Source organism: Hoeflea sp. CAU 1731, from assembly GCF_039888615.1.
Lineage (GTDB): Bacteria > Pseudomonadota > Alphaproteobacteria > Rhizobiales > Rhizobiaceae > Flavimaribacter.
The window spans coordinates 21,410-35,922 of record NZ_JBDQQS010000018.1 but is presented as its reverse complement, the minus strand read 5'-3'; the positions used below and the strand labels follow the sequence as shown (position 1 = coordinate 35,922).

The following is a 14,513-nucleotide window of genomic DNA, read 5'->3' as shown; positions in this document are numbered from 1 at the left end:
ACAACTGAACAAGAGGAGCGACGGAAAGGTCCGCGCATCTCGAAACGGGAGAATATCCATGACCAACAGACGTAATTTTCTGAAGAAAGCTGGCCTGTTCACGGCCGCCGCCGGCAGCGCCACACTCGCTTCCCCCCATGTCAAGGCGCAGGCGCCCATCAAATGGCGGCTCCAGACCTACGCCGGTCCGGCGCTTGCCCAACACGTGATCAAGCCGTCCATCGACCAGTTCAACAAGGCCGCCGCGGGCCAGATGGAAATCGAACTCTACTTCGCCGACCAGCTTGTCCCTACGGGTGAACTGTTTCGCGCCATGCAGCGCGGCACGATAGACGCCGTGCAAAGCGACGACGACTCCATCGCAGCGCCAGTCGATGTATCGGTGTTCGGCGGATATTTCCCGTTCGCGTCACGATACAGCCTTGATGTGCCGGTGCTCTTCAACGAGTACGGGCTGAAGGAAATCTGGGAAGAGGCTTACTCGGAAGTCGAAGGCGTGAAATGGCTCAGCGCCGGCGCCTGGGATCCGTGCAACTTCGCGACTGTCGATCCGATCAGGAGCCTGGAAGACCTCAAGGGCAAACGCGTATTCACATTCCCGACTGCCGGCCGCTTCCTGCAGCGCTTCGGAGTGGTGCCGGTGACGCTGCCGTGGGAAGACATCGAGGTCGCCGTTCAGACAGGCGAGCTTGACGGCATTGCCTGGTCGGGCATCACCGAGGACTACACGGTCGGATGGGCCGATGTGACCAACTACTACCTCACCAACAACATTTCCGGCGCTTGGGCGGGTTCCTATTTCGTCAATGAGGAACGTTGGAATGAACTGCCGGAGAACCTGCAGACGCTTTACATGCTTTGCATCAACAGTTCTCATTATCATCGCCAATATTGGTACTGGTGGGGTGAGGCGCATTACCGCACGACCGGCGGCAAGCTTGAGTTGACCTCGATTCCGGAAGAGGAATGGACCACTGTCGAAGATGAGGCCCTGAAATTCTGGGACGAAATCGCGGCCGAGAGCCCGCGTAACGCGAAGGTTGTCGAGATCCTCAAGAGATACCGCGAAACCATGCAGAAGGCGGGTCCGCCCTACCGCTACGGCTAGCATTTGACAAAGCGGTTGCCGCCGGAATCGTTTTCTGCGAAACCGGCGGCAATTTACTGATAACAGAACAAAATCCGGAAGGCTGAACACATGCCCGGCAATCTTAGCTTCAAGGAGCTCGAAAACGCGGTCGCAAGCGGTGAGATCGACACGGTCGTCGCCGTGCAGGTCGACATGCAGGGCCGGTTGATGGGCAAGCGGTTCCACGCTGACAACTTCGTCAAGCACGCCTTCAAGGAAACCCACAGCTGCAACTATCTGCTGGCCACGGATCTCGAGATGGAGACCGTCAGCGGATACGCTTCTGCGAGTTGGGAGCGCGGCTATGGCGACTATACAATGGCGCCGGACATGACGACGCTGCGGCGCACGCCCTGGCTCGAAAAGACCGCCTATGTGCTGTGCGACGTCATGGATCACCATACGCATGAGGAAGTACCGCATGCGCCCCGCGCGTTGCTGAAGAAGCAGGTCGCGCGTCTTAAGGACATGGGCATGATGGCCTATATGGCGCCGGAACTGGAGTTGTTCCTGTTCGACCAGAGCTTCGAGGAGGCGCAGGCAGGCGGCTATCGCAGCCTCACCACCATCGGCAAGTACAACCAGGATTACGCTGTCTTCCAGACCACAAAGGAAGAGGAGGTCATGCGGTCGATACGCAATGGCCTCTACGGCGCAGGCATCGCGATCGAATGCACCAAGGGCGAAGCGTGCGCCGGCCAGGAAGAAATCAACGTCAGATATTCGGATGCGCTGGATATCGCCGACTCGCACGTTTTCATAAAGAACGGCAGCAAGGAAATCGCCTGGGCGAAGGGCAAGGCCCTGACGTTCCTGGCCAAGTGGCATACGCAATCCGCCGGCAATTCCTGTCATATCCATCAGTCGCTCTGGTCCGACGACGGCGAGACCGCGCTGTTTTACGATCCGGACGGTCCCTACGGCATGTCGGAGTTGATGCAGAACTACCTGGCGGGCCTTTTACACAACGCTGAGGCGATCACCTGGTTTCTGGCGCCCTATATCAACTCCTACAAGCGGTTCGCCGAGGGCACTTTCGCGCCGACAAGGGCGATCTGGAGCACAGACAATCGGACGGCCGGTTTCCGGTTATGCGGCGAGAGCAGCAAGGCGGTGCGCGTCGAATGCCGCATCGGCGGGGCCGATCTCAATCCGTATCTCGCCATGTCAGCCCTCTTGGCCGCAGGCCTCGACGGCGTCGAGAACAAGCGCAGTCTCGAGGATGAGTTCAAGGGCGACGCCTATATGTCTGAAAAGGCGCGGTCCGTGCCGCGCACTCTGCGCAGCGCCATGCGAGCATTGGACGAATCCGACATGTTGAGGACGGCGTTTGGCGATGCGGTGATCGACCATTACGTGCGCGCAGCCGAATGGGAACAGGAAGAATACGACCGCAAGGTTACCGACTGGGAAGTCGCGCGCGGCTTCGAAAGAGCTTGATATGACCAAGACACTACAATGCGTATCGCCGATCGACGAAACGGTCTATGCCGAGCGGCCGGTATTGTCGCTCTCCGAGGCGAAAGAGGCCGTGAACAGGGCGACCGAGGCGCAGAGGGTCTGGGCTACGAGACCGTTGTCTGAGAGAATTGCGCTCGTGCGCGCAGGCGTCGCCCGCGTCGGCGAGATGAATAAAGAAATCGTCCCGGAGCTCGCCTGGATGATGGGACGCCCGGTGCGCTATGGCGGCGAGTTCCGTGGTTTCGAGGAACGCGCAAGCTACATGGCGGACATCGCCGAGGAAGCTTTGCAACCCATCGTCGTGGAAAACAGCGACAATTTTGAGCGCCGTATCCTTCGCGAGCCGCATGGTGTGGTTCTGGTCATTGCGCCGTGGAACTATCCTTACATGACGGCGATCAATACGGTTGCCCCGGCGTTGATTGCGGGCAATGCGGTATTATTGAAACACTCCACGCAGACCCTTCTCGTCGGCGAACGAATGGCAAGAGCCTTCTCCGAGGCTGGCGTGCCTGATGACGTATTTCAGAACGTGTTTCTGGATCATGAGACAACAGAAAGCCTGATCGCAGCAAAGAGCTTCGGGTTCGTGAACTTCACCGGATCGGTTGGCGGCGGTCGGGCCATAGAGCACGCCGCGGCCGGGACTTTCACAAATCTTGGTCTGGAACTCGGCGGCAAGGATCCAGGCTACGTCATGGATGACGCAGACGTCGAAGCGGCTGCAGAAACGCTTATCGACGGCGCCATGTTCAATTCCGGTCAATGCTGCTGCGGCATCGAGCGCATTTATGTCGTCGCCTCGCTTTTCGACGCCTTCGTTGAGAAGGCGGTCGCCATCGTCAGTGGCTACACATTGGGAAACCCTCTCGAAGAGACGACGACGCTCGGCCCGATGGCGACGTTGCGATTTGCCAATGAGGTTCGCGCCCAGACCGCCGAAGCGATTGAAGCCGGAGCCCGGGCGCTGATCGACCCGCAACTCTTCCCCCAGGATGGCGGCGCCTATCTCATGCCGCAGATACTCGCCGACGTGAATCATGATATGCGCGTTATGCGGGAAGAGAGCTTCGGACCCGTTGTCGGTATTATGAAGGTCGCTGATGACGACGAGGCCGTGTCGCTGATGAACGACAGCGAATTCGGCCTGACGGCGTCGCTGTGGACGCGTGATCCGGAACGCGCCGCCCGGATTGGCGCTCGCATTGAAACCGGCACCGTTTTCATGAACCGCGCCGACTATCTCGATCCCGGTCTGTGCTGGACCGGCTGCAAGAACACTGGCAAAGGCGGCGCGCTTTCAGTTATCGGATACCAGAATCTGACGCGCCTGAAATCCTATCATTTGAAGAAAGCCTGAACGATGAAAATGGTTGCAAACTGGAGCTACCCCAATCCGATACGCTTTGGCGCCGGACGTATCGCCGAACTTGGCGACGCTTGCGGTGAGGCCGGAATTAAGCGTCCGCTACTGGTGACCGACCGTGGCCTGGCCAACTTGCCGATCACCGCCCAGGCGCTTGATCTTCTGGAGAAAGCGGGTCTCGGACGCGCCATATTCTCCGACGTCGATCCCAATCCCACGGATGTTAATCTCGCCGCTGGCATTGAAGTCTACAAGGCTGGCGGACACGATGGCGTCGTCGCATTCGGCGGTGGCTCGGGTCTCGATCTCGGCAAATGCATCGCTCTCATGGCCGGTCAGTCGATCCCGGTCTGGGATCTGGAGGACATCGGCGACTGGTGGACGCGCGCCGACGCCGATGCGATCGCCCCGAACCTCGCAGTCCCCACCACCGCCGGCACCGGTTCGGAAGTTGGGCGGGCAGGGGTTCTTACGAACTCCCAAACCCATGTGAAGAAGATCATTTTCCATCCGATGATGCTGCCGTCCGTGGTGCTTTGCGACCCGGAACTGACGTGCGGCATGCCGCAGGCGATCACCGTCGGTACCGGCATGGACGCATTCGCCCATTGTCTGGAAGCCTATTCGTCAAATTTTTATCACCCGATGAGCCAGGGAATAGCGCTGGAAGGAATGCGGCTGGTCAAGGAAAACCTGCCAGTCGTTTTTGCAGAACCCGACAATCTGGAAGCCCGCGCCAACATGATGAGCGCCGCTGCAATGGGCGCTGTCGCCTTTCAGAAAGGGCTGGGCGCGATCCATGCGTTGTCTCATCCCGTCGGCGCGGTTTACAATACCCACCACGGTATGACCAACGCCGTCGTCATGCCTCCGGTGATGCAGTTCAATCGCGCGGTCATCGAGGACAGGATCGAGCGGGCCGCCGCCTATCTGGGCATAGAGGGCGGTTTTGACGGCTTTTATGATTATGTCGTTGACTTGCGCGCCAAACTCGGGGTTCCAAGCGGGCTGGCGGAGATGGGCGTATCCGAAGATCGCATCGACGAATTGACTGAAATGGCGATCGTCGACCCCACGGCTGGCGGCAATCCGGTCGAAATGACTCGGGAAAACACCGCACAGCTATACCGGGACTGTCTCTGACATCCAATTTTCGTTCTGTCTGCTTTTGAGGCGGCGGTTTGCCGCGGGAATTGTGCTTCCCGCTGCAACCGGCTGCTTTACTCAGAGCTTCTGATCTGGAACAAGGTTGCAACCGTAAATTTCATCCAGGGCGAGGGACGAAGCGATGACGGACAACCGCAAGAATACCGATCTGATGATGGTTGTGGCCAGCGATATATCGGGTCAATTGCGCGGCAAGGCGATGCCGTTGCGGGCGAAGGTTCTACGGACGGAAACCGGCGTCGGTTGGACCGGAACCTGTGTTCAGATTACTTCTTTCGGCCCAATTGCCGCAAGCCCTTGGGGTCCGCGGGGGGATCTCTTGATCCGGCCGGACTACTCGACGATGATCGACCTTGCGATCCCGGAATACGGCGTCAATGAGTGTTTTGTGATCGGCGACGTAATGACGCTGGAGGACGAGCCCTGGGAATGCTGCCTGCGCGGACAGGCAAAAGCCGCCGCCGAGCGGCTGGAAAAGGATCACGGGCTTATTCTGAAGGCGGCGTTCGAGCACGAATTCCATTACTCTGGCGGCCGACCGCAGCCGGGTCTCGGCTATGCGCTGCGCGCCTTTCGCCGTATGGGCGAGTTCCCGGACAGGCTGATGGTGACCCTTGATCGAGTCGGTCTGAAACTCGACACCTTCATGCCGGAATACGGTCCCGGTCAATGCGAGGTTACGATCGGCCCCAACGACGCGATCGGCGCTTGTGACGACGCCGTGGTGTTGCGAGAAATGACTCGCGCTGTTGCGCATGGCCTTGGCGAGCGGGCGAGCTTTGCGCCAATCCTTGATCCGGACGGCGTCGGCAACGGCGCACACCTGCACTTCTCGTTGCACGACGTCGACGGCAATCCGGTTGATTTCGATAATACCAAGCCTCACTTGGTATCCGAAAAGGCTGGCGCGTTCATCGCCGGCGTCGTGCGGCGACTGCCGGAAATCGTGTCCATGACGGCGCCGGCCGTTGCCTCCTACATCCGCATGACTCCGCATCGCTGGAGCCCGACCTGCAACAATTTCGGGTATCGTGACCGCGAGGCGGCAGTACGCATTTGCCCGGTTTTCAAGCCGCAGGACGAGAAGGATGTCGCGGGGAAGTTCCATTTCGAGTATCGCGTCTCGGACGCGGCAGCGAGCCCGTACCTGGTTATGGCGGCGCTTCTGAACGCCGGCCTGAACGGTCTCGACGAAGGCATGGCTACGCCGGAAATCACCGAGAGCGACCCCAACGATATGACGCCGGAGCAGCTTGCGGATACTGGATGCGCCCGACTGCCGACCAGTCTTGTCGCAGCTCTTGACCGTTTGGAAGCCAGCGACTGGGCGAAAGCTGCATTCGGCGAAACCTTTATCGACGTTTATCTCGCGCACAAGCGATGTGAGATCGACATTATGAACGGCCTGACCAACACGGAAATATGCGAGAAATACGCACAGGCCTACTGACCTATGATGGTGATCTGCCCCTTGACTTGCCCTTCGTTCGATGGTGTTAGGCGATCCCACTGCGGCATCGATGAAAGGCATTTGGGATGAGTTGGGCATTTACGTTTCCCGGACAGGGCAGCCAGGTTGTCGGCATGGGCAAGGAACTGGCCGACGCCTTTCCCGCAGCCCGGGCGGTTTTCGAAGAGGTCGACGACGCGTTGGGTCAGAAGCTCTCCACTATCATCTGGGAAGGGCCTGACGAAGATCTGACGCTGACTGCCAACACCCAGCCTGCGCTGATGGCGGTCTCATTGTCGATTGTCCGCGCGCTGGAATCGGAAGGTTTCGTCCTGAAGGAAAAGGTCGCCTATGTCGCCGGTCATTCGCTGGGCGAATATTCGGCTCTGGCCGCCGCAGGCGCTTTTTCGATTGCCGACACCGCGCGACTTCTTCGTATTCGCGGAGAGGCCATGCAGGCCGCAGTGCCGGTTGGCGAAGGTGCGATGGCCGCAATCATAGGTCTTGAACGCGATCAGGTCGATGCGATATGCAACGATAACTCCACAGGTGGCGTCTGCCAGATCGCCAATGACAATGGAGCGGGCCAGCTTGTCGTATCCGGCTCGAAGGCCAACATAGAGGCGGCGGCGCAACAGGCGAGCGAGATGGGCGCCAAGCGCGCAAGGCTGCTGCCGGTATCCGCGCCCTTCCACTCAGCCCTTATGGCGCCGGCTGCGGACGCCATGAAGACGGCGCTGGCCGAGGTCGACATTCAGGCGCCCTGCATCCCGCTCGTCGCCAATGTGGCGGCCGGTCCAGTGACTGATCCGGCGGAAATCGCGGATCTGCTGTTCAGACAGGTGACTGGTCAGGTGCGTTGGCGTGAAAGCGTCGGCTGGCTGGACGCTAAAGGCGTAACCGAAATTTTCGAGATCGGCGCCGGCAAAGTTTTGACCGGATTGGCGCGCCGCATTGCGCCGGACATGACGGCGAAGCCCGTCAACACGCCGCAGGACATTGCGGAACTTGCAAATCAATAAATGAAATTGGAGTTTGATCCATGTTTGATCTGAGCGGCCGCAAGGCCCTTGTGACCGGGGCGTCCGGCGGTATTGGCGAGGAGATCGCCCGCAGTCTTCACAAGGCCGGCGCGATTGTCGGGCTGCATGGTACGCGGATCGAAAGGCTGGACGCGCTTGCCTCGGAGCTCGGCGGCAATGTGCATGTGTTTCCCGCCAATCTCTCAAGCGCAGACGAAGTGAAGGCTCTTGGCAAGAAGGCTGAAGAGCAGCTTGAGGGCGTCGATATTCTCGTCAACAATGCAGGCGTCACGCGGGATGGCCTGTTCGTGCGCATGTCAGACGAAGACTGGAACACCGTCATCGGCGTCAACCTGACCGCCGTATTCCAGCTGACCAGGGAACTGACGCATCCGATGATGCGCCGTCGCCACGGCCGGATCATCAACATCACTTCGGTCGTAGGCGTGACTGGCAATCCGGGCCAGGCCAATTATTGCGCGTCAAAGGCGGGGCTGATCGGCTTTTCCAAGTCGCTAGCGCAGGAAATTGCTCCGCGCAACATCACCGTCAATTGCGTGGCGCCGGGGTTCATCCAGTCGGCGATGACCGACAAACTGAATGAAAAACAGAAAGACGCGATCATGGGAGCAATTCCCATGAGGCGCATCGGCGACGGCGCCGAAGTGGCGGCTGGAGTCCTGTTCCTTGCGTCGAATGAGGCAAGCTACATCACCGGGCAGACGCTGCACATCAATGGCGGCATGGCGATGATATGATATGACGCGACGCTGCGATCGCTGCCTGCGCGTGAAAGGTTTCAGTTTGGGCTTTGCGCCCGGAAGAAACCGTGTTAAGGGCCGCATCCAGTGTTGTTTGCGCCCGTAACGGCGCGGGCGCTATCCCGGATTTCTGGGGAAATCAAAGGCTTGTATTTTGACGGTGCCGATGCGCCGAACTATAAGGCGCTTTGAGCTTGAATGAGTGAGTGCATGCCGCTATCCAAGGCATAGCAAAACGTATAGGGGTCGAGGATACCGACATGAGCGATACCGCAGAACGCGTTAAGAATATTGTAGTCGAGCATCTTGGCGTTGACGCCGAGAAAGTGACGGAAGGGGCAAGCTTCATCGATGATCTTGGCGCCGATTCTCTGGATACGGTTGAACTGGTCATGGCTTTCGAAGAAGAGTTCGGTGTAGAAATTCCAGACGACGCCGCTGACACCATCCTGACCGTTGGCGACGCGATCAAATATATCGAGAAGTCCCAAAATTAAACGAATCGGCGGTGCACAGCCTGACAGCCAGTCAAATCCGAAAATTTGATCATGATCTGAAGGCTTTGCGCCACAGCCCGGATTTTCCGGGCTGTATTGTCTTGTCAGCCGTCAAATCTGGCGCCGCGCCGCGGCTGGTACACGTTCTTCAGAGCGTACTTTAAGACATAGGGAGGGCAACACATGCGTCGTGTTGTAATTACGGGAACCGGAATGGTTTCCCCTCTTGGCGATGGCACGGAGGTCAGTTGGCGCAGGCTCCTGGCCTCTGAAAACGCTGCCGCGAAGATTGAAGCGTTCGAAGTTGACGATCTGCCGGCGAAGATCGCCTGTTCGATCCCCAGGGGTGATGGTTCGAATGGCACATACGATCCCGACAAATATATGGAGCCGAAGGAGCAGCGAAAGGTTGATCCGTTCATCGTCTATGCGATTGCGGCGGCGGACCAGGCGCTTGCCGACGCCGACTGGTCTCCGCAGTCGGACGAGGATCAGATTGCAACAGGCGTTCTGATAGGCTCCGGGATCGGCGGCCTTCAGGGCATTATTGAAGCCGGCTACACTTTACGTGACAGGGGGCCGCGCAGGGTATCCCCGTTCTTCATTCCCGGTCGGCTGATCAATCTCGCCTCTGGTCAGGTTTCCATCAAACACAAGCTGCGTGGGCCGAACCATTCGGTGGTCACCGCTTGTTCTACGGGCGCGCATGCGATCGGTGACGCCAGCCGACTGATCGCGCTGGGCGACGCCGACGTGATGGTGGCGGGTGGGGCGGAATCGCCCATCTGTCGCATTGCGCTCGCTGGATTCGCCGCTTGCAAGGCGCTCTCCACCGATTACAACGACGAACCGCAGCGCGCCTCACGGCCCTACGATATCGACAGGGACGGTTTCGTAATGGGCGAAGGCGCCGGCGTGGTGGTGCTAGAGGAACTGGAGCACGCCAAGGCGCGCGGCGCCAAGATTTATGCGGAAGTCATCGGCTATGGCCTTTCTGGCGATGCATTTCACATCACCGCGCCGGCCGAGGATGGCGAAGGTGCGTATCGGTGCATGTCGAGCGCGTTGAAACGGGCGGGCATAGAAGCCTCCGACATCGACTACATAAATGCCCATGGAACGTCGACAATGGCCGACACGATTGAACTCGGAGCGGTCGAGCGCGTTGTCGGAAAGGCTGCCTCAGGAATTTCGATGTCGTCGACAAAATCGGCTATTGGACATCTGCTGGGCGCGGCAGGCGCTGTCGAGGCTATCTTCTGCACATTGGCGATCCGGGACAATATCGCGCCTCCGACACTCAATCTCGACAATCCGGCGGTCGAAACCGAGATCGATCTTGTTCCGAAGGTCGCGCGCAAACGCGAAATCAATGTGGCGCTGTCGAATTCTTTCGGCTTTGGCGGCACCAACGCCTCGCTTGTGTTACGGCGTTATGCAGGTTAACAAACGACGGGCGGTTCAGCCATCTATTGCCACAATCCTGTATTTTATTGCGTGCTGTAACAAAGTGGTGATTCCCAGTTTAGAGGTTTCAAGGTGAACGACGGCAGAAGTTCAGGACGAGGCGCCGACTATGGGCCCACAATAGACGGCGGACCAGTCCTTCCACGCACCGCCAGCCAATCGTTAAAACCGGAAGAAGCGCCACAGCCGCCGAAACGTTCCAGGCGCGCGCGCAGCCAGTTTGTTGTTTTCCTGAATTTTCTGATGACGCTCGCTGTCGTGCTGCTGATCGGCGCCGCGATCGCGGCCTATTACGGCAAGCTGAAGTTTGACGAAAGCGGCCCGCTCGGCCGCAATACTGAGTTTCTGGTCCGACAGGGTTCAAGTGTAAAGGAGATTGCAGATCTTTTGGCGCGCCGAGATATCGTCTCCAACTCGCTGATTTTCCAGCTCGGGGTTCGGACATACATGCCCAACGATTCCCTGAAGGCCGGCGAGTACCAGATCAAGGCCGGGTCTTCCATGCGGGAAATCATGGATCTCCTCCGGTCCGGCAAATCCATTCTGTACAGCGTCACTGTTCCCGAAGGCCTGACGGTTCAGCAAATCATCCAGAGGCTCAGCGAAAACAGCCAGTTGACTGGCGATCTTCCGAAAGAACTGCCGCCCGAAGGCTATCTGCGCCCCGAAACATACAAATTCACTCGCGGCACCACGCGCCGCGAGGTTCTTGAGCAGATGCACAAGTCCCAGACGGCGTTAATCGACGAAATCTGGAGCCGACGCAGCGATGACCTGCCGATCAGCACAAAGGAAGAATTCGTGACGCTCGCTTCTATCGTCGAGAAAGAGACGGGCCGCGCGGATGAGCGTTCCATGGTGGCGTCAGTGTTCCTGAACAGGCTGGATCGCGGCATGCGCCTGCAATCCGATCCGACGATAATCTATGGCATCTTCGGCGGAGCCGGAAAGCCATCCGACAGGCCGATCTATCAGTCGGATATCGAAAAGGTAACGCCCTACAACACTTATCAGATCAATGGTCTGCCGCCGACGCCGATCGCAAATCCCGGCAGGGCTGCGCTTGAGGCTGTCGCTAACCCATCCAAGACGGGCAATCTCTACTTCGTAGCGGACGGCTCGGGCGGGCATGCTTTCTCTGAAACGCTTGAACAGCACAATGCTAATGTCAGGCGCTGGCGCCGGATTGAAGCCGAACAGGCGAAAGAGGCGGAAGCGACCGCCGGAGACGGGCAGTAATTGCATTCCCTCCGTCCCGGTGTTCAAACAAAATGCCGGCTGTCACGCCGTGCAGGATATTTTCGCTTGCGGTCGTTCCCGTTTGGTTAGCTCTTAACGGCTCTGCGTGTGGTGGGAATTCTTTATGAAATCTGGGGTTTTAGCCGCTGCCGAAGGGGTGCTTAGCTGTTGCTTGCCTCCCGAACCTCGTAAAGTGGCCTCGGAGAAATAAAGAATAACGATTCGGAATGCAGGCGCCGGCGCTGGCTTTAAAGCGCCGCATAACTGGTAGAGCCATGACGATACAATCGATGACCGGCTTCGCCCGACAGGAAGGCGTCTGTGGAACGCTCCGCTGGTCCTGGGAGGTGCGGTCCGTCAATGGTAAGGGGCTGGATTGCCGAATACGCCTTCCAGTTGGCTATGATCGGCTGGAGCCGATGGTTCGCGAAGCGTTGAAGAACGGGTTCCAGCGCGGGAACATTCAGGCGACGTTGACGCTCGCGCGTGAAGGTCAGGCTGTCCAGGCCGTCATCAATCAGGAAGCGTTAGACGCCATCGTCCAGATGATGGAGAGCCTGGGCGACAGGATAGAGGCTGCGCCGCCGCGTTGGGACGGTCTGCTTAATATTCGAGGCGTGCTCGAACTCAGGGAACCCGATCTCGATTCAGAAACTCTCGCAGCGGAGCAGGGCGCAATCCTCAAGGGACTGAACCTTGCAATCAGCGATCTGCGGGCGGCGCGGCTTGCCGAGGGCGGGAAAATCGCCGCTTATGTGGAAGCAAAGGTCACCGAAATTCATTCGCTTGCGGTTCGTGTAGACGAAGATCCGTCGCGAACTCCGACGGCGATTGGCAAGAGGCTGGCGGAACAGGTGAAGCTTCTACTGGATAGCGGCGCCGAACTTGATATGAACCGCATTCACCAGGAAGCGGCGATGCTTGCATCGAAGGCTGATCTTCGTGAGGAGATTGACCGGCTTTACGCCCATGTCGAGGCCTGCAGGCGCCTGCTGGAGGAGACAGGACCTGTAGGGCGCAAGCTCGATTTCCTGGCGCAAGAGTTCAACCGCGAAGCCAACACGATCTGCTCCAAGTCCAACGCCGCGTCTGTCACTGCGATCGGGCTGGAACTGAAGGTGATCATTGATCAGTTTCGCGAGCAAATTCAGAATCTGGAGTAGCGCTGTGACAACCGATCGGAACAGCACAGGTATCAAGCGTCGTGGATTGATGCTTGTTCTTTCCTCCCCCTCCGGCGCTGGAAAATCGACGATTGCCCGCACCCTTCTCGAACACGATGCCGATCTGAAGCTGTCTATCAGCGTTACCACGCGTCAGCGACGTGGCAGCGAGATAGACGGCGTCCATTACCGTTTTGTCTCTGAGTCGGAATTTGCGAGAATGCGGGACACGGACGCGCTGCTCGAATGGGCGGAAGTTCACGGAAACTTCTACGGAACTCCGCGGGAACCGGCTGAATTAGCGTTGGCCGCGGGCCGAGACATGCTCTTCGACATCGATTGGCAGGGCGCCCAACAATTGCTGGACAAGATGGCCGCTGATGTCGTCTCCATCTTCATATTGCCGCCCTCGCTGGCGGAGTTGCGCTCGCGGCTGAAAAGGCGCGCCGAGGATACGAACGACGTAATCGAACGACGCCTCGCCAATGCATGCGAGGAAATTCGTCACTGGATGGACTATGATTTCGTCGTCGTCAATGACGATCTCGACCAGGCCTATTCCTCGGTGAAGGCGATTGTACAGGCTGAACGTCTGCGCCGAGATCGTCGGCCAGGACTGTTCGATTTCGTCTCCGGGCTTCTTGAAGAAAAGTCCGACTGAACTCTGCAGTCTGGCGCGAGAAACGTCCAGCGCCTGCAAGTATTCTGTGCGGCAGCAATTTCGATTATAACAGTAAAAATAAGGACTTGAGCATGATGGCGAACATCGCCTTCATGCCACTCAGCGTGCCCGGAAATATTCAGTTACAAATTTCCGCCTGCGAGAAACTTCCAGATATTTGCTGATCAACGCCGGATACGTTGTTGATCTATGTTGCGGGCTCATCAGGATCGTTCCGCCATACTACGTCCGACATCGCAATTTCATCGACGAGAGGACAAGGTCGCGCATCATGCGCGCCTGCGCGGAACAGAACGCGAGATGACCTGACACCCAAGCGTCCAGCGAAATGCTGTCCAAAAAGATTCCGGGAAAAGAATAAAAAATGATGATCAGTGACACGTACGATTTCGCATTTGTGCCCAAATGCGGCGGTAGCATCGCTAAACATTTCATCAGGAGTTATAATCAGACAGATTTTACTTTCATGGGCATACGTGAGCCTCCCGCTGCGGGAAGGCTCGGTTACGCACACATTCCTCTGGAAACTTTAAGGGAACATTTCGCCAAGAAGTTCTTGAAGATTGAGCAATACAAAGCATTCACTGGTGCGTAATCCACGGGAACGGATTTTCTCCGCTTTGTCGCAAAATTAAAGAATGTGCTCCGAAACCGAACTCGCGATTATGATCAGCAAGGAAATCATCCGCGAATGCGAAAAGATCTGTAACTATCTGCAGACATTGAACGGATTCTGCGATCCGGAGCGAATTCACTTCGAGATGCAAACCCGATATCTGAACCTTGACGGCAAGCGCTTGGTGGACGTCGTTCTACCCTTGCACCGCATTGACCTTTTGATCGCTGAGATCGGTGATGTAGTCCAGCGGAAGTTGACGATAGGGGATCCAGTCAACCAAACGCGTATGCAACGGTTCGGTTTAAGAAAATCGCTGGCGGAAAAAACAAAAAGACGTATGAGCCAATTCGATATTTAGCATTGTCCCCTTGTATCAGAAGAAAATGACAAGAAAGATCCTGTATAGGGGTTTCCGTTATGAGAAATTGATTCCCGATATGTCTGAAGAATTATTGTCGTTTGTCGATTAATATTACAGAGAAGATGCTGT

13 protein-coding genes are annotated in these 14,513 nt (G+C 57.6%); all 13 read left to right on the top strand.

What is annotated here, in order from left to right:
* Positions 1–58: 58 nt before the first annotated feature.
* The 13 genes from AAFN47_RS22965 to AAFN47_RS22905 all read left to right on the top strand — a co-directional run bounded on the left by AAFN47_RS22965 (position 59) and on the right by AAFN47_RS22905 (position 14,381).
* Positions 59–1,108, top strand: coding sequence for a TRAP transporter substrate-binding protein (locus AAFN47_RS22965; RefSeq protein ID WP_499811600.1), 1,050 nt, complete (start codon positions 59–61; stop codon positions 1,106–1,108).
* A gap of 90 nt (positions 1,109–1,198) precedes the next feature.
* A complete protein-coding gene (locus AAFN47_RS22960; RefSeq protein WP_499811599.1) occupies positions 1,199–2,569 on the top strand; it encodes a glutamine synthetase family protein in 1,371 nt (456 codons plus the stop codon).
* 1 nt (position 2,570) lies between these two features.
* Positions 2,571–3,950 (top strand): aldehyde dehydrogenase family protein, encoded by a 1,380-nt coding sequence (locus AAFN47_RS22955; RefSeq protein WP_499811598.1) that lies wholly within the window; start codon positions 2,571–2,573, stop codon positions 3,948–3,950.
* A gap of 3 nt (positions 3,951–3,953) precedes the next feature.
* Positions 3,954–5,099, top strand: a complete 1,146-nt coding sequence (locus tag AAFN47_RS22950; RefSeq protein WP_499811597.1) for an iron-containing alcohol dehydrogenase — start codon at positions 3,954–3,956, stop codon at positions 5,097–5,099.
* Positions 5,100–5,244: 145 nt separating this feature from the next.
* Positions 5,245–6,573: a glutamine synthetase family protein gene (locus AAFN47_RS22945; protein ID WP_499811596.1), complete on the top strand. Its 1,329-nt coding sequence runs from the start codon at positions 5,245–5,247 to the stop codon at positions 6,571–6,573.
* Between the two features lie 86 nt (positions 6,574–6,659).
* Positions 6,660–7,595 (top strand): ACP S-malonyltransferase, encoded by a 936-nt coding sequence (gene fabD / locus AAFN47_RS22940; RefSeq protein ID WP_499811595.1) that lies wholly within the window; start codon positions 6,660–6,662, stop codon positions 7,593–7,595.
* Between the two features lie 20 nt (positions 7,596–7,615).
* Positions 7,616–8,353: a 3-oxoacyl-[acyl-carrier-protein] reductase gene (gene fabG / locus AAFN47_RS22935; RefSeq protein ID WP_499811594.1), complete on the top strand. Its 738-nt coding sequence runs from the start codon at positions 7,616–7,618 to the stop codon at positions 8,351–8,353.
* 263 nt (positions 8,354–8,616) lie between these two features.
* Entirely contained in the window at positions 8,617–8,853 is a 237-nt protein-coding gene (locus AAFN47_RS22930) for an acyl carrier protein (protein ID WP_220230343.1), read from the top strand.
* Between the two features lie 183 nt (positions 8,854–9,036).
* Positions 9,037–10,299, top strand: a complete 1,263-nt coding sequence (fabF, locus tag AAFN47_RS22925) for a beta-ketoacyl-ACP synthase II (RefSeq protein ID WP_499811593.1) — start codon at positions 9,037–9,039, stop codon at positions 10,297–10,299.
* A gap of 264 nt (positions 10,300–10,563) precedes the next feature.
* Complete coding sequence (mltG, locus tag AAFN47_RS22920) at positions 10,564–11,559, top strand: endolytic transglycosylase MltG (protein WP_499811592.1); 996 nt, start codon at positions 10,564–10,566, stop codon at positions 11,557–11,559.
* A 275-nt stretch (positions 11,560–11,834) separates the two neighbouring features.
* The gene (locus AAFN47_RS22915) at positions 11,835–12,722 is read left to right on the top strand and encodes a YicC/YloC family endoribonuclease (RefSeq protein WP_499811591.1); all 888 of its coding nucleotides are present in this window, start codon (positions 11,835–11,837) and stop codon (positions 12,720–12,722) included.
* 49 nt (positions 12,723–12,771) lie between these two features.
* Entirely contained in the window at positions 12,772–13,383 is a 612-nt protein-coding gene (gene gmk / locus AAFN47_RS22910) for a guanylate kinase (protein ID WP_499811677.1), read from the top strand.
* 686 nt (positions 13,384–14,069) lie between these two features.
* Positions 14,070–14,381, top strand: coding sequence for a hypothetical protein (locus tag AAFN47_RS22905; RefSeq protein WP_499811590.1), 312 nt, complete (start codon positions 14,070–14,072; stop codon positions 14,379–14,381).
* Positions 14,382–14,513: the final 132 nt, after the last annotated feature.

Excerpts from the sequence above, each read along its gene's own strand:
- AAFN47_RS22965 (WP_499811600.1), top strand. The coding sequence starts at position 59 with ATGACCAACAGACGTAATTTTCTGAAGAAAGCTGGCCTGTTCACGGCC.
- AAFN47_RS22960 (WP_499811599.1), top strand. The coding sequence starts at position 1,199 with ATGCCCGGCAATCTTAGCTTCAAGGAGCTCGAAAACGCGGTCGCAAGC.
- AAFN47_RS22955 (WP_499811598.1), top strand. The coding sequence starts at position 2,571 with ATGACCAAGACACTACAATGCGTATCGCCGATCGACGAAACGGTCTAT.
- AAFN47_RS22950 (WP_499811597.1), top strand. The coding sequence starts at position 3,954 with ATGAAAATGGTTGCAAACTGGAGCTACCCCAATCCGATACGCTTTGGC.
- AAFN47_RS22945 (WP_499811596.1), top strand. The coding sequence starts at position 5,245 with ATGACGGACAACCGCAAGAATACCGATCTGATGATGGTTGTGGCCAGC.
- fabD (WP_499811595.1), top strand. The coding sequence starts at position 6,660 with ATGAGTTGGGCATTTACGTTTCCCGGACAGGGCAGCCAGGTTGTCGGC.
- fabG (WP_499811594.1), top strand. The coding sequence starts at position 7,616 with ATGTTTGATCTGAGCGGCCGCAAGGCCCTTGTGACCGGGGCGTCCGGC.
- AAFN47_RS22930 (WP_220230343.1), top strand. The coding sequence starts at position 8,617 with ATGAGCGATACCGCAGAACGCGTTAAGAATATTGTAGTCGAGCATCTT.
- fabF (WP_499811593.1), top strand. The coding sequence starts at position 9,037 with ATGCGTCGTGTTGTAATTACGGGAACCGGAATGGTTTCCCCTCTTGGC.
- mltG (WP_499811592.1), top strand. The coding sequence starts at position 10,564 with ATGACGCTCGCTGTCGTGCTGCTGATCGGCGCCGCGATCGCGGCCTAT.
- AAFN47_RS22915 (WP_499811591.1), top strand. The coding sequence starts at position 11,835 with ATGACGATACAATCGATGACCGGCTTCGCCCGACAGGAAGGCGTCTGT.
- gmk (WP_499811677.1), top strand. The coding sequence starts at position 12,772 with ATGCTTGTTCTTTCCTCCCCCTCCGGCGCTGGAAAATCGACGATTGCC.
- AAFN47_RS22905 (WP_499811590.1), top strand. The coding sequence starts at position 14,070 with ATGATCAGCAAGGAAATCATCCGCGAATGCGAAAAGATCTGTAACTAT.